At 39.9% G+C, this 18,492-nt stretch carries 20 protein-coding genes; 17 read left to right on the top strand and 3 right to left on the bottom strand.

All coding sequences use genetic code 11. From position 1 onward, the window contains the following. The first annotated feature begins 10 nt into the window (after positions 1-10). Both BM073_RS18055 and BM073_RS08295 read left to right on the top strand, forming a co-directional pair. Positions 11-178, top strand: a complete 168-nt coding sequence (locus BM073_RS18055; protein WP_175557874.1) for a hypothetical protein — start codon at positions 11-13, stop codon at positions 176-178. Continuing rightward, complete coding sequence (locus tag BM073_RS08295; RefSeq protein WP_091653135.1) at positions 168-533, top strand: PIN domain-containing protein; 366 nt, start codon at positions 168-170, stop codon at positions 531-533. Before BM073_RS18055 ends, BM073_RS08295 begins: the two co-directional genes overlap by 11 nt. Positions 534-634: 101 nt before the next feature. On the opposite strand, the gene BM073_RS08300 is transcribed toward BM073_RS08295, so the two are convergent. Beyond that, a complete protein-coding gene (locus tag BM073_RS08300; RefSeq protein ID WP_091653137.1) occupies positions 635-1,540 on the bottom strand; it encodes a nucleotidyltransferase family protein in 906 nt (301 codons plus the stop codon). 284 nt (positions 1,541-1,824) lie between these two features. Between BM073_RS08300 and BM073_RS08305 the strand changes: the two genes are divergently transcribed. The 13 genes from BM073_RS08305 (at position 1,825) to BM073_RS08375 (ending at position 15,401) form a co-directional block, all read left to right on the top strand. Continuing rightward, positions 1,825-2,163 (top strand): P-II family nitrogen regulator, encoded by a 339-nt coding sequence (locus BM073_RS08305; protein WP_091653723.1) that lies wholly within the window; start codon positions 1,825-1,827, stop codon positions 2,161-2,163. Between the two features lie 24 nt (positions 2,164-2,187). After that, the gene (locus BM073_RS08310) at positions 2,188-3,417 is read left to right on the top strand and encodes an ammonium transporter (protein WP_091653140.1); all 1,230 of its coding nucleotides are present in this window, start codon (positions 2,188-2,190) and stop codon (positions 3,415-3,417) included. Positions 3,418-3,783: 366 nt separating this feature from the next. After that, positions 3,784-5,229 (top strand): BatD family protein, encoded by a 1,446-nt coding sequence (locus tag BM073_RS08320; protein WP_091653144.1) that lies wholly within the window; start codon positions 3,784-3,786, stop codon positions 5,227-5,229. Next, the gene (gene aroC / locus BM073_RS08325; protein WP_091653147.1) at positions 5,229-6,314 is read left to right on the top strand and encodes a chorismate synthase; all 1,086 of its coding nucleotides are present in this window, start codon (positions 5,229-5,231) and stop codon (positions 6,312-6,314) included. The genes BM073_RS08320 and aroC overlap by 1 nt, the downstream gene beginning before the upstream one ends. A 10-nt stretch (positions 6,315-6,324) precedes the next feature. Continuing rightward, positions 6,325-7,653: a dicarboxylate/amino acid:cation symporter gene (locus BM073_RS08330; protein WP_091653150.1), complete on the top strand. Its 1,329-nt coding sequence runs from the start codon at positions 6,325-6,327 to the stop codon at positions 7,651-7,653. A gap of 126 nt (positions 7,654-7,779) precedes the next feature. Further along, positions 7,780-8,454, top strand: a complete 675-nt coding sequence (ccsA, locus tag BM073_RS08335; protein ID WP_091653152.1) for a cytochrome c biogenesis protein CcsA — start codon at positions 7,780-7,782, stop codon at positions 8,452-8,454. A 3-nt stretch (positions 8,455-8,457) separates the two neighbouring features. After that, complete coding sequence (locus tag BM073_RS08340; protein WP_175557875.1) at positions 8,458-8,703, top strand: CcmD family protein; 246 nt, start codon at positions 8,458-8,460, stop codon at positions 8,701-8,703. A gap of 8 nt (positions 8,704-8,711) precedes the next feature. Continuing rightward, the gene (locus BM073_RS08345; protein ID WP_091653155.1) at positions 8,712-9,128 is read left to right on the top strand and encodes a cytochrome c maturation protein CcmE domain-containing protein; all 417 of its coding nucleotides are present in this window, start codon (positions 8,712-8,714) and stop codon (positions 9,126-9,128) included. 27 nt (positions 9,129-9,155) lie between these two features. Continuing rightward, the gene (gene ccsA / locus BM073_RS08350; RefSeq protein ID WP_091653157.1) at positions 9,156-11,675 is read left to right on the top strand and encodes a cytochrome c biogenesis protein CcsA; all 2,520 of its coding nucleotides are present in this window, start codon (positions 9,156-9,158) and stop codon (positions 11,673-11,675) included. A gap of 129 nt (positions 11,676-11,804) precedes the next feature. Then, a complete protein-coding gene (locus tag BM073_RS08355) occupies positions 11,805-12,173 on the top strand; it encodes a hypothetical protein (protein WP_091653160.1) in 369 nt (122 codons plus the stop codon). Between the two features lie 757 nt (positions 12,174-12,930). After that, positions 12,931-13,686, top strand: coding sequence for a sensor histidine kinase (locus BM073_RS08365; RefSeq protein WP_091653165.1), 756 nt, complete (start codon positions 12,931-12,933; stop codon positions 13,684-13,686). Positions 13,687-13,722: 36 nt separating this feature from the next. Continuing rightward, positions 13,723-14,349 carry a response regulator gene (locus BM073_RS08370; RefSeq protein ID WP_091653168.1) on the top strand — a complete coding sequence of 209 codons (627 nt, stop codon included), beginning with the start codon at positions 13,723-13,725 and terminating at the stop codon, positions 14,347-14,349. After that, positions 14,349-15,401: an oxidoreductase gene (locus tag BM073_RS08375; protein ID WP_091653171.1), complete on the top strand. Its 1,053-nt coding sequence runs from the start codon at positions 14,349-14,351 to the stop codon at positions 15,399-15,401. The genes BM073_RS08370 and BM073_RS08375 overlap by 1 nt, the downstream gene beginning before the upstream one ends. 58 nt (positions 15,402-15,459) lie before the next feature. Here BM073_RS08375 and BM073_RS08380 read toward each other — a convergent pair whose 3' ends face one another. Further along, positions 15,460-16,413 carry a pyridoxal-phosphate dependent enzyme gene (locus tag BM073_RS08380; RefSeq protein WP_091653174.1) on the bottom strand — a complete coding sequence of 318 codons (954 nt, stop codon included), beginning with the start codon at positions 16,411-16,413 and terminating at the stop codon, positions 15,460-15,462. A gap of 85 nt (positions 16,414-16,498) precedes the next feature. Between BM073_RS08380 and BM073_RS08385 the strand changes: the two genes are divergently transcribed. Continuing rightward, positions 16,499-17,161: a peptidoglycan DD-metalloendopeptidase family protein gene (locus tag BM073_RS08385; protein ID WP_091653176.1), complete on the top strand. Its 663-nt coding sequence runs from the start codon at positions 16,499-16,501 to the stop codon at positions 17,159-17,161. Between the two features lie 2 nt (positions 17,162-17,163). Here BM073_RS08385 and BM073_RS08390 read toward each other — a convergent pair whose 3' ends face one another. After that, positions 17,164-17,934, bottom strand: coding sequence for a type III pantothenate kinase (locus BM073_RS08390; RefSeq protein WP_091653179.1), 771 nt, complete (start codon positions 17,932-17,934; stop codon positions 17,164-17,166). A gap of 65 nt (positions 17,935-17,999) precedes the next feature. Here BM073_RS08390 and BM073_RS08395 point away from each other — a divergent pair, with 65 nt between their 5' ends. Beyond that, positions 18,000-18,476: a GNAT family N-acetyltransferase gene (locus BM073_RS08395; protein WP_091653181.1), complete on the top strand. Its 477-nt coding sequence runs from the start codon at positions 18,000-18,002 to the stop codon at positions 18,474-18,476. Positions 18,477-18,492: the final 16 nt, after the last annotated feature.

Below are 18,492 nucleotides of genomic sequence, written 5' to 3' on the forward strand. Positions count from 1 at the left end.
AATGAAAGAAATGACAATTACTATAAACAAAAAAAACAAGGATGATTTAAAGAAGATTCTTAAAGAGAAAAAGGATCAAAAGGCTCAGTCCGGTAAGCTCCAAAAGCACTTTGGAAAGCTAAAAAGAAAATTGGATGGTCTTGATTATCAAATGGAAATAAGAGAGAATGAAGATTGATTTTTTTGCTGACACCAATTTTTTAATTTATCTACTCGAAGGAAACAATATTGCCAAACCCTTCTTGGAATTCGATTTTGCAATCTCGTTTGTCACTGAAGTTGAATTACTTGGATTTAAAGGAATATCCAAGCCGGAAGAATTAAAGATAAAGGCACTTATCAATGATTGTTTTCTTACAGAATGGAATTTAAAAATTAAGGAATGGACCATTGACCTTAGGAAAAAGTATAACCTGCGGCTTCCAGACTCTATAATTGCCGCTTCATCCTTATCAATGGGAATACCGTTAATCACCGCAGACCAAGGATTTTCTAAGATAAAGGAATTAGATCTTATACTCCTAGAGGTTTAATTTTTAATACCTGCAATGCAGGTCAATGCACCTTTTTAGAAAGTAATTAAATACCAAAATCCCCAGAAAGAAATAAAAAAGAGGCCTAAGCCTCTTTTCATTTATTTCCACAATTCAGCTGGATATTCTCCAGAATCATGTAATGATTTTAAGGCCTCAATGACTACGGGTTTATCTTCTGTGTAGGTCACTCCAAACCAAGTTTTACCTCCAGGTAAAATTTCAAAAGCAGCCTTACCGGACTGGATCAGATTATTAGCTACTGTAGGAATATAGAATTCCGACTTGAGATTTTCCTTATTTGCAGGAAGAAAATCCTTCCACATTTGCTCTACATCTGCAAAAACATCCGGATGAAATCCCCAGAAGTTCATGCTGACAGGAGTATTTTCAGCAATTTCTAGCACCTCACCTTCTCCTTTGCTGAGAATTTTTCCTCCTTCACGAGCGATTGAAGTTCGTTCGGTCATTCCTATCAATTGCCCTTTCTCATTCGTTTCGCAAACTCCCCGGCTTACAGTTCCATTTTCTGAAAGCACATTTTGAATGGCATAGCCTACCATGGCATGTAAATCAGGACGAGCATCTTTTGACAAAAACTTTCCGATCTCTTCGAAAGCTTCCTTTCCGTAAAAATCATCTGCATTGATCACAGCAAAGGGCTCCTTAACTGCATCCTTTGCACATAATACTGCATGCGCCGTTCCAAATGGCTTTACCCTATCCGCTTGTTTCAATTCCGCAGGCACAAAGCTATCCAAAGACTGTATAACCCAATCGACTTCAATTTTACCTTGAAGCTTCGGAAGAAACTTTTCTTTGGCAACATCCAAAATCTCTTGCCTCACGATAAATACGACTTTTCCGAATCCTGCCCGGATGGCATCAAAAATGGAATATTCTAAAATGGTTTCTCCATTAGGGCCGAAACCGTCAATCTGCTTATTCCCTCCATATCTACTGCCCATACCAGCAGCTAATACTACTAAAGTTGGTTTTTGAGTCATTCCTCTGTGTATCTGTTAAAAACGTGTGCAAAATTAATTGAATTGCCCACTGCAACAAGTAAATGAAATTCTAAATTGGATCTTGACAGGTTTAAAAATCATCCAGAATTTTATTTTTAAACATATATTTTTTCAAATAAGGGCCATTCAACACCCATAATTATCAAATTGAGAGGCGAATTTTTCAAAATCAAGATATTTTTTTAACCCATTTTTGATTTTCATGTAAAATTTAAAGTACTTTCATGCCGAATTCTCAACAAACCTTTAAACTCATTGAAAAAATGAAAAAAATAGAAGCGATTATCCGGACTTCACGCTTTGAGCAAATTCATGCCTGTATTTCCGGTTTGGGAGTGAAATTTCTCTCCTTCTATGAAATCAAGGGAATGGGCTTCGAACACGCCCGGCAGGAAATGTACCGCGGAGTCGCCTATGAACCCGCATACATTCCAAGAACGAAATTGGAAATCGTCACTACAGATGATCTGGTAGAATCAGTCATTCAATGCATTCTGAAAGAAGGTAAAACAGGAGAAATCGGAGACGGAAAAATCTTTGTTTTCGATGTATTGGAAGCTTACAGAATAAGAAATAACGATCAAGGCGAAAAAGCGCTTTAATAATCACCGAACCTATTCAAACCTATGCAAGAATTATTTACCGTCAACAACCTGTGGATGATGATGGCCACCATTTTGGTCTTCATTATGCACTTGGGCTTTGCTAGTCTGGAGGCCGGACTGACAAGAGCAAAAAATACCGTCAACATCCTATTTAAAAACACCATTATCCCTGCAATAGGGCTTTTAACCTATGCACTGGTTGGGTTTAACTTGATGTATCCGGGAGCAGGATTCGAAGGAGCTGTTTTTGGCTTCGCCGGTTTTGGTCTCGACCTTCCTGAAGGTTGGGATACTTCTAATTATAATGAAGGCTATACTTTCTTTACAGATTTTATCTTTCAGGCAATGTTTGCAGCCACAGCTGCTACGATAGTGTCCGGAGCTGTTGCTGAGCGCATCAAGCTAGGACCATTTATTTTCTTTTCTATTCTCTACGTGGCCATTTGCTATCCAATTGTAGGAATGTGGAAATGGGGAGGAGGATTTTTGAATACTTTGGATACTCCATTTTATGATTTTGCAGGATCTACGATTGTTCACTCAGTGGGTGGCTGGGGTGCCCTCATAGGAGCCTTCTTATTAGGTCCTAGAATCGGCAAATACACCGAAAGAGGAATGAGTGCTATTCCAGGTCATAATTTGCCACTTGCAACCTTTGGTGTCTTCTTACTTTGGTTTGGCTGGTTTGGCTTCAACGGGGGATCCGTTTTGAGCGCAGACCCGGGAGCCGTTTCCAAAGTATTTGTGACTACTTCTATGGCTGCTGCTGCAGGAGCTTTTGGAGCTTTGCTTGTTTCCTACATCAAATTCAAATCCTATGATATCACCATGGTACTCAACGGTATCTTGGCTGGACTAGTGGGAATCACCGCCGGGGCAGATCAAATGAGTTTGAATGAATCAGTCATCATCGGTTTTATAGGTGGTGGATTGGTAGTCTTTGGCGTAGTCCTGTTTGATAAAATCAAAGTGGACGATCCAGTGGGAGCTATTTCCGTGCACTTAGTCGGAGGTATTTGGGGAACATTGGCTGTCGGAATCTTTGGAGATTTGGCAGGCTGGAGTCAGTTTGTATCCCAACTAATAGGAGTAGGAGCTGTAGGATTTTTCTGTGTGCTTTTCGCAGGAATTATTTTCTATTCCATGAAAAAAACTATTGGTATTCGGGTAGATGAAAAAGAAGAAGTAGAAGGACTGGATATCAATGAGCATGGCATGAGAGCCTATCCCGATTTTGCCAGCAAAGATTAATTTCATTTTTTAACCACCAACCAAAAAAGAGCCCCGGTCAAATTGATCGGGGCTTGTTGTTTTTAGATCGCAGGTTGAAAATACCGATTTAGAATTGATTGGTGAACTTTACCAAACATCTCATAGCACCAGTTCTTAAATTCCTCGACTTCAGTTGGTAAAATAAGTCGAAGGCCCTTTCGCAGTTCCCTTTCAAACAAATAGGTTGAGAAGCTGACTTTTTGCAAAATGGTCTTCACATATTCTATCATAGTTTAAAGAGTTTAGGGTTTATTAACTGATTTTAAGTATCCATACGAAGGCTTTTCCTTCATTGTTACGTAAAATTAGGGTTCCAAAAATGGAATTATCCTTAATTTCGCAACTATGTCTAAAACGCTCATCATTTCCTTTTTGGTATTTTGCTGTACCTTTTTCTCTCAAAACCTCCTTGCGCAGGAAGTAGAGGTGGAATTAGGCCCAAACCAGATAGGACTGAATGAAACTTTCACCATTAAAATAAACGTAGCCAACGAAAAAATCAAGTCCTACGATCAATTCCCTGAAATTCCGGGCTTCCAAAAACAAGGAATTTCGCAATCATCCTCCATGAATGTGATCAACGGACAGGTGACTAGTTCCAATAGTATTATTCAGTATTATAAGCCCTCCAGAAAAGGTGAGTTTACTCTTCCCTCTTTCTCCATTACCATCAACGGGAAAGAGTTTGATTTCGCGGGCAAAACTATCTCCGTAACGGATCCTGTAAGTGCCCAAAACCTAGGAGGCAACAATTACGACCCCTTTGCAGAGTTTTTTGGAAGAAATGCCGAAGAACCTGAATATATAGAGCTAGACGACGAGGCTTTTTTCTCTGTAACTGTAGATAAGGAAGAAATATATGCGGGAGAGGGATTTTCTCTTACGCTTGCTTTTTACATGTCTGAAAATAATCAAGCTCCATTTAATTTTTATAAGCCAGGAGAGCAATTGGATGGAGTTTTGAAAAAAATCAAACCATCCAATGCTTGGGAGGAAAACTACAACATTTCCAATATCGAACCAGAGCAAATCACTATCAACAATAAGCGCTGGGTGAGGTACAAGGTTTATGAGGCAACTTTCTTCCCTTTCTCCGAAGGAAAAATTCAAATACCGAGTATCCCTTGGGAAATGATCAAATATAGAGTCGCAAAGAACCCTACTTTTTTTGGAGCAAATAGACAGGAAGACTTTAAGACCTTTTATTCTGCTCCAAAAACTATCACAGTGAAACCTTTGCCTCCACATCCTTTGAGAAATGAGGTGGCAGTTGGTCAATATCAATTACGGGAAAACATCACTGAGTTGGAAGTAGAAACCGGAGAAGGCTTCAATTACAATTTTGGAATCAGCGGCGTAGGAAACATTAACGCTATTTCAGAGCCTCGAAGAATCTCAGGAGGTAATCTCAATACCTACGACCCGAATGTGAGACAACAAATCAACCGGGGATATGGAAGAGTTTCGGGTATCAAAGAGTTTAACTATTACATCACCATCAATGAAGCTTCTGAGGTAGATCTAGCCAAGCATTTTGAATGGATCTATTTTGATCCTGCAAGAGCAGTTTATGATACGCTCAGACCTTCAGCAAAGATTAAAGTAGTGGGAGAGAGCAAAGTAAACCAAGCCATCTCCAGTCAAAGACTGGGAGGAATTTATGATAGAATTGGGAGTGAAGACAACCAATTTTTAAACGAGCGATATAAATACTATTTTACGACCGCAATCAACCTGCTTTTATTGGCTTCAGTGGTCTTTTTGGCGGTTATAATTATTCGAAAGAAGTAATGGGGAATTCATTTGGAAAGCTCTTCAAAATCACCACATTCGGTGAATCCCATGGAGTAGCTTTAGGAGTAACGATAGAAGGTTGTCCTGCAGGCTTAAAAATCGATGAAGATTTCATTCGGGCTGAAATGCAACGAAGAAAACCGGGCCAATCAAAAATTACCACACAAAGAAAAGAAGAAGACGAGATAGAAATCCTTTCCGGAATTTTTGAAGGACAAACTACCGGAACTCCGATTGGAATTGTCATTCGTAATGCCGACCAAAAGAGTAAGGACTATTCTCATATCTCAGATAAATTTCGCCCTTCCCACGCAGATTATACCTATTTTGAAAAATACGGGCTTCGGGATTACCGGGGTGGAGGCCGTAGTTCGGCTAGAGAAACCGCAGCTCGAGTAGCGGCCGGGGCCATAGCAAAACAGCTATTAGCAACAAAAGGAATTTCTGTTCAAGCCTTTGTATCTCAGGTTGGAGATCTTGCTTTGAAGAAACCTTATCAAGAATTGGATCTTCACAAAGCTGAGGAAAATATTGTGAGATGTCCAGACCCTGAAACTGCTGATCAAATGATCGAATTGATCGATTCAGTTAGGAAGGACCGTGATACTATTGGCGGTATTGTCAGCTGTGTAATCAAAAATACTCCGGCTGGATTGGGAGAACCAGTATTTGATCGCTTACATGCAGAGCTCGGAAAAGCTATGCTTAGTATCAATGCTGTGAAAGGATTTGAGTTTGGCTCCGGTTTCGAAGGGGTAAAAATGAGAGGCTCCCAGCACAATGATGCAATTGTAAAAGAAGGCGATCAAATCAAAACCTTAACCAACCACTCAGGCGGAATTCAAGGCGGAATTTCAAACGGAGAGGACATCTATTTTAAAGTAGCCTTCAAACCCGTGGCCACTATTATGCAAGATCAGGACTCCATCAATGAGGCTGGTGAAAAGGTAACCGTTTCAGGAAAAGGACGCCATGATCCTTGTGTAGTGCCTAGAGCCGTACCAATCGTGGAAGCAATGGCCGCTTTGGTCATAGCTGATTACCTTTTATTGTCAAAAACCAATAAACTTCGAGATCTTTAAACCCAGCCTCATGAGGAAGAAAATACCTTTACATACAAAAATTATTATTGGTTTGGTTTTAGGCTTGGTTTTCGGTCTAGTGGTGATCAAAACTAACCTGCCTAATTCTTTCACCATTGATTATATCAAACCAATAGGTACTATTTTCATCAATGCGCTCAAAATGATCGCGGTGCCTCTTGTTTTGGCCTCTTTGATTGTAGGCGTTTCCAACTTAGGTGACATCTCCAAACTCAGCAGAATTGGTGGAAAAACCATAGGAACATACTTGGTCACAACCGTGATCGCTATCAGTATTGGTTTGATTTTGGTAAACATTTTCAAACCAGGAAAAAGTCTTCCAGTAGAGACTAGAGAAAGTTTGATGCAGCTTTACGAAGGAGACGCAGGCTCCAAAGTGGGAGTTGCGGCAGAATTACAGCAACAAAGTCCTTTGCAGCCTTTGGTTGATATTGTACCACAAAACTTTTTCCTAGCAACTACCGACAATGGAGCTATGCTTCAGGTAGTTTTTTTCGCAATTATTGTAGGGATAGCCTTGCTTCAAATTCCTAAGGAAAAGGGAAATCCTGTCATCGCCTTCTTCGACGGCTTTAATGATGTCATTATCCAAATCGTGAACTATATCATGATGATTGCACCTTATGGTGTTTTTGCATTGATGGCATCTCTAATTGTAGAAATCGCCGGAGATAATCCGGATTCTGCAATAGAATTACTTTTGGCTTTATTGAAATATAGTCTAGTGGTCGTCGGAGGTTTGCTCATGATGATCATGGTGATTTATCCCTTGATCTTGATGGCCTTTACTAAGGTCAAATATTTGGACTTCTTCAAAGCTATCAGACCTGCTCAATTATTGGCTTTTTCTACAAGCTCCAGTTCTGCTACCCTTCCGGTGACTATGAAGCAGGTTGAGGAAGAAATCGGAGTTTCTGAGGAAGTATCCAGCTTTGTTCTACCTCTGGGTGCTACGGTTAATATGGATGGAACCAGCCTTTACCAAGGGGTTGCGGCAGTATTTATCGCCCAGGCTTTAGGGATGGATTTATCTTTGACTCAACAGCTGATGATTGTATTGACAGCAACCTTAGCTTCCATTGGTTCGGCAGGTGTACCTGGCGCTGGTTTGATTATGTTGATCATCGTTTTGGAATCTATCGGTGTTCCGGCTGCAGGTATCGCCTTGATCATAGCACCGGATAGAATTTTGGACATGTTCCGAACCGTGGTCAATGTTACGGGAGATGCTACCGTCTGTACCATTGTGGCAAGTACCGAAGGTGAATTGCCAGATGGATTGATAAGAAAAAGTAATCCTTTGACTCCTAACGAATAAAGGTTTTAAGAGTATAAACGAAAGGCCAGAGCAGATAAGCTTTGGCCTTTTGTCTTTTCTGAGAAAATCCGACGTTTTCAGGAACTTATGCCTTATTTTTGCGCTTGAAAAAGCAAAAATTACCCTATGCGCCAATCCTGGTGGAAAATCCTGGCCATTGCCCTGCTCATTTATACCTTAACGGCAGGTTTACTGATGGACGTTCCAAGACTTCCAATTCTGAATGAAACTATCCGTGCATTGCATTTTCATGTCACGATGTGGTTTGGGATGATTCTTATGTTGATGGTATCTGTGTATTACAGTATCAAATACCTACGGAGCAATGATTTGAATCACGATGACATGGCGATTGAATTCACCAATGCAGCGATTCTTTTCGGAGTACTTGGAATTGTTACGGGTATGCTTTGGGCAAAATTTACATGGGGAGATTACTGGAGCGGTGATCCCAAGCAAAACGCATCTGCAATAGGCCTTTTGATGTATTTTGCCTATTTAATTCTGAGAAACTCTCTGACTGATATGCAGCAAAGAGCAAGAATAGGTGCCATTTACAACATCTTTGCTTTTGCAGCATTTATTCCCCTCATCTTTGTACTGCCAAGATTAACCGATAGCCTGCATCCTGGAAACGGTGGAAATCCTGGCTTTAATGCCTATGACCTTGACTCTAAATTGAGGATGGTTTTCTATCCGGCCATTATCGGTTGGACGCTTTTGGGTGCTTGGATAGCAACAGTCCGCGTGAGAATGCGTAGAGTGGAAAGAACTTTGGAAGATAAAATGATTAATTCCTGATAGATGAAAAAATTACTAACAATATTCTTCTTGGTTTTGAGCCTATCCGTCATGGCACAGGAAAAAATCCCTGTGACAGAATCGGATTATTCCAATAATTCCGTGGAAATGGCTGATCAGCTTAGAGCTGATGGAAAAATCTACGTGCTGGTTGGGATAATTGGGATCATTTTCGCAGGAATTACTGTTTATCTAATCAGTACGGAAAGAAAGATCAGTAAACTGGAAAAAAGCATTTCCACCAAATAAGTCAAATTATGAAAAAAGGACATATCATCGGAATCGGCATCATCGCTATAGCCATTGTGATTATCATGACTTCAATAGGAGATGCGAGCAGCTACGAAACTTTCAATACTGCTTTGGAAATGAAGCAGGATGGAAATGATAAAGCCATCCACGTAGTTGGCCAATTGAAAAAGAACCCATCTGGTGAGGTAGAGGGACTTCAAGTGAGAGATGACAAAACATCCTTTACCTTTATTTTGGTGGATAATGATGGAACAGAACAGGAAGTGTTCTACAACGAGCCAGTGCCTGCTGATTTTACAAGATCAGAATCGGTAGTAGTGATTGGCTCTTACAAGAATGACGAGATATTTATCGCAGACAAAATCCTGATGAAGTGTCCTTCCAAATATCAGGAAACAGAAGTGCAGGCGGCGGGAATGTGAGGCAGAAAGCAATAGATCCAAAAATTCATGATTAACACCTTTATCGGCAACTTAGGCCATTTGATGACTATCGTGGCCTTTGTTAGTTCATTGGTTACGGCATTTGCCTATTACAAGTATTTTTCAGCGAATGAGATTGAAAAAGCTAGTTGGCAAAAATTCAGTCGAATCAGCTTTTATGTACATGCTGTAGCCAGTGTCTTGGTTGCATTTTCACTTTTTGAAATAATTTACAATCATAGATTCGAATATTTCTACGCATATTCACACTCCAGCAAAGCGCTTCCAGTTCACTACATGATTTCCAGTTTTTGGGAAGGTCAAGAAGGTGCTTTTATCCTTTGGATTTTCTGGAATGTGGTCCTTGGGCTATTCTTGATTCATACCAACAAGAAATGGGAAGCTCCGGTAATGATTGTCTTCTCTCTGGTTCAGGCCTTCTTAGTATCCATGATTTTGGGAGTTGTAATCGGAGATTTAAAATTGGGAAGCTCTCCTTTTATATTGCTAAGAGACGCTACGCAGGCACCCATATTTGAGATGAATCCGGACTTTATACCGGAAGATGGTACAGGACTTAATCCTTTATTGCAAAATATTTGGATGGTCATTCACCCTCCGACACTTTTCTTGGGTTATGCTTCCACTTTAGTTCCATTTGCATTTCTGATTGGAGGATTGGTAACCAAAAGATATTCTGAATGGATTCGTCCAGCTCTTCCTTGGGCAATTTTCTCTGCCATGGTCTTGGGAATGGGAATCATCATGGGAGCCTATTGGGCATATGTGACCTTGAATTTTGGCGGATATTGGAATTGGGATCCTGTTGAAAATGCAGTATATGTACCATGGTTGATCTTGGTGGCCTCTATACACACAATGATCACTTTTAAGAAAAGTGCGACCGCTTTGAAGACTTCCATAGTCTTGGTCATTCTTTCCTTTATTTTGGTTCTGTATGCCACCTTCCTTGTAAGGTCAGGCGTCTTAGGAGATGCGTCTGTTCACTCCTTTACTGACTTGGGACTTTCTGGTCAACTATTGATCTATCTGCTTTTCTTCTTATTCATTTCAGTATTCCTAGCCATTCGTGCATGGAAGCATATTCCTACCTCTGAAAAGGAAGCATCCATATACTCCCGTGAATTTTGGGTTTTTATTGGAGCCACTACCTTAGGCTTGATGGGCTTCCAAGTAATCCTTCCTACATCCATTCCTGCATGGAATGCCTTGGTGGAAAGCTTTGGAGGGATTTCAAATATGGCGCCCCCTGCCGACCAGGTAGAGTTCTATACTAAATTCCAGCTTTGGTTTGGAGTGGCCATCGCATTGCTCACGGCAGTTGGCCAGTTTTTCTGGTGGCAAAAAATGGATAAAAAAGCGTTGAAAGACGCTCTTTTGACACCCTATATAATTTCGGTAGTCATAGCTGCATTGGTAATCGTACTGGCTAAAGTCTATGATTGGAAATATATGATAATTGTAGTGGCTGGAACATTTACCGTTGTAGCCAATGCGGTGATTTTATCCAAAATTTTGAAAAAATCAACCTTCAAATTGGCTGGTGGATCTCTGGCACACATTGGCTTGGGTATGATCTTGATTGGTATCATGTTCAGCTCAGGTTACTCAGATACCATCTCCATCAATATGTCTGGGCTTACCTATAGCAATAGCTGGGAGGATGAGTTGAATAAAGAGCACGTGTTGCTTTGGATCAACAAACCAACCCAGATGAAAGACTACACAGTAATCTACCGGGGACGTCAGAAAAAAGTGGTGGGTATTCCTGAATATGTGCCTGCAAAGATTCTGGAATCAACCGGGAATGTGAATGAAGCTATTGCCCTGGAAGATTATAAAGATTTCATCAAGAAAGGCGATAAAGTAAATCTGGTTTTGGAAGAAAATGACTACTTCAAGATAGACTACTATCAAAATGAAGTTTTAAAATTCTCCTTAAGCCCCATGTCCCAATTCAATCAAAACATGGGAGGTTTGATTTCTTCTCCAGACTCTAAAATTTACTTTGATCGTGACTTGTATACCTACGTGGCTGCAATGAATGACTACGAAGATCCGGAGTGGAAAGATGATCAGTTTCATGAGGTTTCTCCAGGTGAACAGTTCCACATTGCGGATTATGTGACCTATTTCGACGGAGCAGAGGTGTTAAATCAAATCGAGGGATACGCGCTTCAAGAAGGTGATGTAGCCGTGAAAGCCAAGCTTCGGGTTTTGGATTATGATGTGGAGAAAATACTGGAACCAACTTTTATCATCCGAAACAATCAAGTTGGTAAACTACCGGTGGTGGACAATGAATTAGGTATCAAAGTGACTTTGGATAATATTCTTCCAGAACAAAATAAATTTGTTTTCAAGGTCAATCAATATCAAAAAGACTATGTGGTCATGAAGGCAATTGTAAAGCCTTACATCAATGTACTTTGGATTGGCTCCATTATCATGCTGATCGGATTCACCGTCGCCATATTTAGACGATTCGACGAGTTCAAAAAAATGCGAGATAAGGGAATGGAATAAAAGCCATTACCACACATACAAAAAGGAGCTTAGCAGCTCCTTTTTTATTTTATCAGAGGCCTAAAATAAGCTATATTCATCTTCTCAATTAATCTTTTATAAAAACCTATTAGCTAACGGAAGCCATCTATGAAAATCAGCAAAAAGGACTTTGACCAGATGAAGAAAAAGTATGACGATGAAATCCGAAAGGGCGGAAAAGGTCAGGGTCCAAGTAGAAATGTAGATAATCAAACCAATTGGATTTTTTTTGACAGAAAGACGATTGAAGAGCTCTTACAAAAAACAGATCCTGACAAAGGCGGTATCAGAATTTATTTTACAGAATACACTGAGGAAACAGCCCAACAACTTTATCCCGACAATCCGGATGATTATATCGGGAGGCTAAACCTTGTCATCTCTCCTGCAAACGCTGAGGGCACAATGCTGACTCATGCTGGCGTGGAGGAGGAATACTATAATAAGGGGGCTAGTTGCCCTCCCACTTGTGAATAATTCTGGATGTGATACAGGCACTTTGGGAAAGAATTCTCTCCAATTACTATCTGGTATCTACCGTCATTCTTGGACTGACCGGAGTCATCCTTTTTATCTTTCTTCCAAGACAGAAAAAAGCGAAACCACAATTCTATCTGCCATTTCTTATTTTAGTTTTAGTGGTTTTTTATGAAATCTTAGCTGTCAATATGATAGTCAATAAGCCTTTAAATGAAAGGATTCACTATCTATTGACATCTGATCCGTATAAGGGGTGGAACTCTTGGGTATTCAATATTTTCAATTACCTGCTTTCAAAAATTTTATTTTTACTACTAATCCGGGTAAACCTTAAAAATCCAACCAGAAGAAAAATAGTGCACTTCTTAATTGGAATCCTAATCCTGGGAGGTATTGTTTTAACAATTTCAGGAATCGAAAAAATTCACGAACCTCAACCGATCTTTTATTTTATCAGCAACATTACTCTCATAATAGCCAGCGGATTCTTTTTCATGGATTTAATATCAGAAGACTATTTTTTGTCTCTTAATCCAGTACAGTTCCTTCCTTTTTGGTACATCTCTTTGATCTTATTTCAATCAGCTTTAACATTATTGGCAGACGTGGCATTTGAATATTTAGCTTTTAATCGGGTAGATATTTATTTTCTGTTTAATTACACATCTATGATTTTGTACTTTTTACTATCGATAGTCTTTAATACCCTCTTTTATTTAGGTAGAAACAATTTTCTAAAAAACTCGGAAATCTGATGGGCGGAGAAGACAGTCAAATCTTATTTATATTATTCTCAGGAGTATTTCTGGCTGCTGTGATGGCCACTTTTGTTGTTGCGATGGTAATTTTACACAGGCAGCGGCAAGTTCAGAATAAGCAAAAGGTAGAACAGCTCAAGGTCGAATTTGAAAAAACTATGTTGAATATTGAAAACGAAATTCAACAGGAAACGCTTAACCATATCGGAAGGGAATTACATGACAATATCGGTCAATTGCTTTCACTTTCTAAGCTTTATTTGGGCTCATCCAAACCCGAAAGACAGGCTGAGGGGAAAGAATTGATTTCAAAAACTATCACTGAGGTCAGAAGCCTTTCTAAATCTTTGAATTTGGACTGGGTGGAAAATTTAAATTTGGAGGAGTTTATTCAAGAGCAATTAGATAAAATTGAGGCATCGGGATATTGCAAGACTGAATTTGTTGCAAATCATCTCCACTGGGAACCTAGCAAAGAGCAAAAAATGATCTTGATCCGTGTGATTCAGGAATGCCTCAACAATGCTATTAAACACGCTTCACCTGAAACTATTACCATAACTCTTGACTCTTCAGGAACCGAAAAATTCATCCAGATCAAAGATGATGGGAAAGGCTTTGATTCCAGTATCGCTTCCACCGGCAGTGGAATGACCAATCTAAAAAAGCGAATGGAAACTATAGGAGGAAAATTCCATCTTCAGTCTATCCCAGGAAAAGGCACCGAAATAAAACTCCTTTTGCCAGTTTAATATTTTAGGTTTAACTTCGATTTCACCCTGACTACCATGATTCGTATAGCTATTGCAGACGACCATACCTTATTTGCCAAAGGAATTGAAGGCCTTCTTGAGGAACACGAAGACCTAGAAGTACTTGGACTTTTTAGCAATGGAAAAGAACTGGTGGACTTTTTGGAAACTAGCAAAGTCGACGTAGTACTTACCGATCTCAACATGCCCATTTTGAATGGTTTTGGGGTGTTATCATCAGTAAAGGAAGGTAATTCTCAAACCAAGGTAATTGTACTTTCCATGTACGATGAGGAGAAAATCTATAAAGAATCCATAGATAAAGGGGCTGACGGATTTGTTCTGAAAGATGCTGACCCAGATGAACTGGTCTTTACCATCCGAGAAGTCCATGAAGGGCGGCATGTATTAAATTTTGATCGAGTAATCGAGCAGGCGCGCCCCAATGCATTTTTTGACTCCTTTAGAGATAAATACCGCTTGTCCAGAAGGGAAATTGAAATAATTAAATTAATCAAAGAAGGTCTGACCAATAAGGATATTGCTGAAGAATTAGGCCTAAGCCAAAGCACGGTAGAGACACACAGAAAAAACATCCACAATAAACTCGGGGTAAGCTCGAGAGTAGAACTGGTCAATAAAGCCCACGAAATGAACCTGTGATGAAATTATTCTCCCCAATACGTACTGCAATTGTAGGATTCGGCTCCGTTGCTGAAAAAATGCATGCCCCGCTAATCGATGTATGCCCGGATTTAGATTTAGCAGCTGTAGTGGAAAGAAATTCCAACCGCTGTGAGCAAAAATATCCTAAGGTTCAAACTTACAGGAGCTTGGAATCATTGCTAGAACAGGATGGGGCAGACCTAATTGTCATTACCACTCCCAATGAATTTCACTTTCCCATGGCCAAAATGGCCTTAAATGCCGGAAAACATGTAGTGGTCGATAAGCCTGTTACCATCTATTCTCATGAGGCGGAAGAACTTCAGCAACTTGCAAAAGATAAAAACCTAATCTGCTCAGTGTTTCATAACCGTAGGTTTGATGGAGATTTCCTAACGCTTCAAGAAATATTGAAGCAAGATTTGTTGGGTAGAATCGTGTATTTAGAGTCTCATTTTGATCGGTTCAGACCTCAAGTTTCTGAAAACTGGAGGGAAAAAGAAGTTCCTGGAAATGGAATCACCTACGATTTAGGCTCGCATTTAATTGACCAAGTGGTCCTAGCTTTTGGAGCGCCAAAAAGTATTTTTGCAGATATCAGAAAACAAAGAACTCACGCTGTTGCAGATGACTATTTTGATATCACACTAGACTATGGAGATAAAAAAGCCCGGGTGACCGCAGGAGTCTTAGTCAATGCCCCCACTCCCAAATTTCTCCTTCTTGGGGAAAAAGGCTCTTATCAAAAATTCGGATTGGATGTTCAAGAAGCTGCATTCAAGGCAAACATTCGCCCTGAAGGAAATGACTGGGGGGTGGAACCAGAAGAACGCTGGGGGAACCTGTATCTCGAAAATGAGAGTAGAGTCTATCCAACTCTGAAAGGGGACTATAGAATTTTTTATCAAAATGTGGCTGACGCGATTTTGAAAGAAAAAGAGCTATTAGTTCAAGTGCCTCAAACCATCAGCGTCCTAAAGCTGATCGAAGCTTCGTTTAAAAGTTCAAAAGAAAACAGACCTATTCTTAGAGAAGAAGGACTCTGGTAATATCACTTACACTTTTTTCAATAGTAAATTACCCTTTCTTTTTTTGTCAAGCTGAAGATCAAAAAGGTAATTTCCCCAAATCCACATTCCCACCGGAAAGAATAATACCTACTTTTTTGCCTGCAAATTTTTCCTTATTGGCCAATAATGCAGCGAGAGGTACTGCGCATGAAGGTTCTATTACGATTTTCATGCGCTCATATATCATTCTCATTGCTTCGATAATCTGTGGATCAGTGGCTAGGAAAATATCCTTTACATATTTCTTGATCAACTCAAAATTCAATACCCCTACTGAGGTCAAAAGGCCATCGGCAATGGTATTCGGTTTGGTTTGAGGGATAATATGTCCTGCTTTTAAAGATCTGTAAGCATCATCTGCTCCACTGGGCTCAGCTCCATAAATAATAATTTCCTCATCCCAATAATGGGTTAAAAGTGCTGTACCTCCCAACAAGCCGCCTCCACCAACTGGAGCCATTATTATTTCCAAATCCGGTTGGTCCTCTAAAAACTCCAAAGCACAGGTCGCCTGTCCTTCAATAACATCCATAAAATCATAAGGTGGAATGAAAGTGGCTCCTGTCTCTTGAACCACCTTCTCCAGAGTTGTTTCTCTTGCTTGAAGATTTGGCTCGCACTCAATTATCTCACCTCCATAGCCTTTGACCGCCTTTTTTTTGATTTCGGGAGCATTGGATGGCATGACTATATAGGCTGGAATACCCGCCACTTTTGCTGCACGGGCCAAAGCTGCTGCATGATTTCCGCTACTGTGAGTAGCAACTCCCTTGGATTTTTGCTCTGGTTTTAATTTCAATACAGCATTGGCAGCTCCTCTTGCTTTGAAAGCCCCTACTTTCTGGAAATTTTCACATTTGAAATAAATCTCACATCCTGCAATTTCATTGATGGCAGTGGATGTTAATATAGGCGTGCGATGGACAAAATTTTTGATCTTGACCAAGGCATGGCGGATATCATTGAGGGTAGGAAACTCTTGCTCTTTCATAATTGAAAATTAGGAACCTTCAACCAAAAATCAGGATTTTGAGAGGATTATTTTTAGGTGAATCCAAAATCTGCTTTCTTCGGATATGAATTGGAAAGCATATGATTTTTTCCCTGTAATGGGAACAGCCCTAAACAGAGATAATACACTTCCTCTGGACTTTAGTCCAGCTAATACCCTTCTGGAAAATGTGAACCTAAGCGACACTTCTGAGTTTGATCAATTTGTGTTTGAACAACTCAAAACAAAAGGAAAGCAGTTTGGAATAGGCGGATATATGGAACAGCGGGCCATTTATCGCAGATCAGAGGTATTTGCCACGGATGAAGCTGATTTCAGAAATATCCACTTGGGAATTGATATATGGACTGAGGCAGGAGCGCCTATTTACGCGCCCTATTCAGGAAAAATCCACAGCTTCCAGGATAATGAAGGTTTTGGGAATTATGGCCCTACCATCATTTTAGAGCATGACTTGGATGGCACCCAGCTTTTCAGTTTGTATGGCCATTTAGCAATGATAGATTTAAAAGGCCTCCAAATAGGTCAAGAAATACAAAAAGGAGAGGCATTCTGTCACGTGGGTCCCTATCCTGAAAATGGGGATTGGCCTCCACATTTACACTTTCAACTGATGTGGGATATGATGGGAAATCAGGGTGACTTTCCCGGGGTAGCTTCGAAAAAAGATTTAGAACACTATCAAAAGATTTGTCCCGATCCGAATTTCATATTACGGTTTGAGTAAGTTCAAAGATTTGACAAAGTCATTAATCTGAGACCCTCCAAAGTCAGATTTTTGTCAATCGTATCAAACTCTTGTTCCAGTGAGGTCAGAATTTCTGATAGACCTCCGGTTGCAACTACCTTGAAATCCAATTGAGCCTCTTTTCGAATGGTTTCTAGCATTCCTTTGACTAAACCTGTGTATCCGTAAAGGATTCCAGCCTGAATTGCATGAACTGTGTTTTTTCCAATAGCTGATTCGGGAAGCTTCAAGTCTACATCGGGTAATTTGGAGGTATTCATAAATAAAGCCTTGATGGCTGTACGTAGTCCTGGAACAATATTTACCCCCATTATTTCTCCAGAATCATCCAAAATTGTAAAAGTTAGAGCCGTACCAAAGTCCACTACGATGCAGGCATTTTTAAATTTATACCAAGCGGCAAGTCCATTGCACATCAAGTCAGTACCCATTTCCTGAGGTCTTTTGGTCTTAATCGGTAGCTTGGAATAGCTGTTTGGAGAGATCAGATAAGGCTCTAGACCAAAGTAATTTTTACAAAAATCAATGAGAATTTGATTGATTTCCGGAACTACAGAGCTCATTCCTATTTGCTTAATTGTGTCAGGAGTCAAGTTGTGCTCCAAAAAATAGACAGGAACTTTTTTCCCCAATTGGGAAATTAATTTGGAAGTCTTGGTTTCCAACCTAAAATGATTGGTCCATTTTCCCGTTTTTTTATCAAAAAGCGCAAAAACCACATTGGAATTGCCGGCATCAATGGCTAGAAACATGCTTTATTCAGGTTTTGACTAATTTAGGCTTTCAATTGAGGAAAATCCAAAAACAGAACACAATTATGTACTCACTAAGAGAAGGAAAAGTAGCCGATCTTCCAAGAGTTTTAGAACTCATTAAAGAATTGGCGCTTTATGAAAAAGCTCCGGAACAGGTCACCAACACTTTGGAAATGATGGAAAAAGATGGCTTTGGACCCAATCCGGTTTATGGCCTTTTTGTCTGTGAAAAAAAAGAGTCTGGTGAAATTATAGGAATTGCCATTTATTATTATCGCTACAGCACTTGGAAAGGGAAGCGTCTTTACTTGGAAGATATTGTGGTAACTGAGTCTGAAAGAGGAAATGGAGCTGGAAAATTGCTTTTTGATCGGGTGATGAAAAAATGCCTGGAGGCAAATTGTACCGGAATGATGTGGCAGGTATTAGATTGGAATGAACCGGCAATTAATTTTTATAAAAAATACGGTGCTTACTTGGAAGCTGGTTGGCTCAATGCTCATTTACAGGATTACGAAATCGAAAAGTTATTGCCATAAAAAAGGCCGGGATCAA

It is taken from the genome of Algoriphagus ornithinivorans (assembly GCF_900115305.1).
GTDB lineage: Bacteria > Bacteroidota > Bacteroidia > Cytophagales > Cyclobacteriaceae > Algoriphagus > Algoriphagus ornithinivorans.

Excerpts from the sequence above, each read along its gene's own strand:
- BM073_RS18055 (WP_175557874.1), top strand. The coding sequence starts at position 11 with ATGACAATTACTATAAACAAAAAAAACAAGGATGATTTAAAGAAGATT.
- BM073_RS08295 (WP_091653135.1), top strand. The coding sequence starts at position 168 with ATGAAGATTGATTTTTTTGCTGACACCAATTTTTTAATTTATCTACTC.
- BM073_RS08300 (WP_091653137.1), bottom strand. The coding sequence starts at position 1,540 with ATGACTCAAAAACCAACTTTAGTAGTATTAGCTGCTGGTATGGGCAGT.
- BM073_RS08305 (WP_091653723.1), top strand. The coding sequence starts at position 1,825 with ATGAAAAAAATAGAAGCGATTATCCGGACTTCACGCTTTGAGCAAATT.
- BM073_RS08310 (WP_091653140.1), top strand. The coding sequence starts at position 2,188 with ATGCAAGAATTATTTACCGTCAACAACCTGTGGATGATGATGGCCACC.
- BM073_RS08320 (WP_091653144.1), top strand. The coding sequence starts at position 3,784 with ATGTCTAAAACGCTCATCATTTCCTTTTTGGTATTTTGCTGTACCTTT.
- aroC (WP_091653147.1), top strand. The coding sequence starts at position 5,229 with ATGGGGAATTCATTTGGAAAGCTCTTCAAAATCACCACATTCGGTGAA.
- BM073_RS08330 (WP_091653150.1), top strand. The coding sequence starts at position 6,325 with ATGAGGAAGAAAATACCTTTACATACAAAAATTATTATTGGTTTGGTT.
- ccsA (WP_091653152.1), top strand. The coding sequence starts at position 7,780 with ATGCGCCAATCCTGGTGGAAAATCCTGGCCATTGCCCTGCTCATTTAT.
- BM073_RS08340 (WP_175557875.1), top strand. The coding sequence starts at position 8,458 with ATGAAAAAATTACTAACAATATTCTTCTTGGTTTTGAGCCTATCCGTC.
- BM073_RS08345 (WP_091653155.1), top strand. The coding sequence starts at position 8,712 with ATGAAAAAAGGACATATCATCGGAATCGGCATCATCGCTATAGCCATT.
- ccsA (WP_091653157.1), top strand. The coding sequence starts at position 9,156 with ATGATTAACACCTTTATCGGCAACTTAGGCCATTTGATGACTATCGTG.
- BM073_RS08355 (WP_091653160.1), top strand. The coding sequence starts at position 11,805 with ATGAAAATCAGCAAAAAGGACTTTGACCAGATGAAGAAAAAGTATGAC.
- BM073_RS08365 (WP_091653165.1), top strand. The coding sequence starts at position 12,931 with ATGGGCGGAGAAGACAGTCAAATCTTATTTATATTATTCTCAGGAGTA.
- BM073_RS08370 (WP_091653168.1), top strand. The coding sequence starts at position 13,723 with ATGATTCGTATAGCTATTGCAGACGACCATACCTTATTTGCCAAAGGA.
- BM073_RS08375 (WP_091653171.1), top strand. The coding sequence starts at position 14,349 with ATGAAATTATTCTCCCCAATACGTACTGCAATTGTAGGATTCGGCTCC.
- BM073_RS08380 (WP_091653174.1), bottom strand. The coding sequence starts at position 16,413 with ATGAAAGAGCAAGAGTTTCCTACCCTCAATGATATCCGCCATGCCTTG.
- BM073_RS08385 (WP_091653176.1), top strand. The coding sequence starts at position 16,499 with ATGAATTGGAAAGCATATGATTTTTTCCCTGTAATGGGAACAGCCCTA.
- BM073_RS08390 (WP_091653179.1), bottom strand. The coding sequence starts at position 17,934 with ATGTTTCTAGCCATTGATGCCGGCAATTCCAATGTGGTTTTTGCGCTT.
- BM073_RS08395 (WP_091653181.1), top strand. The coding sequence starts at position 18,000 with ATGTACTCACTAAGAGAAGGAAAAGTAGCCGATCTTCCAAGAGTTTTA.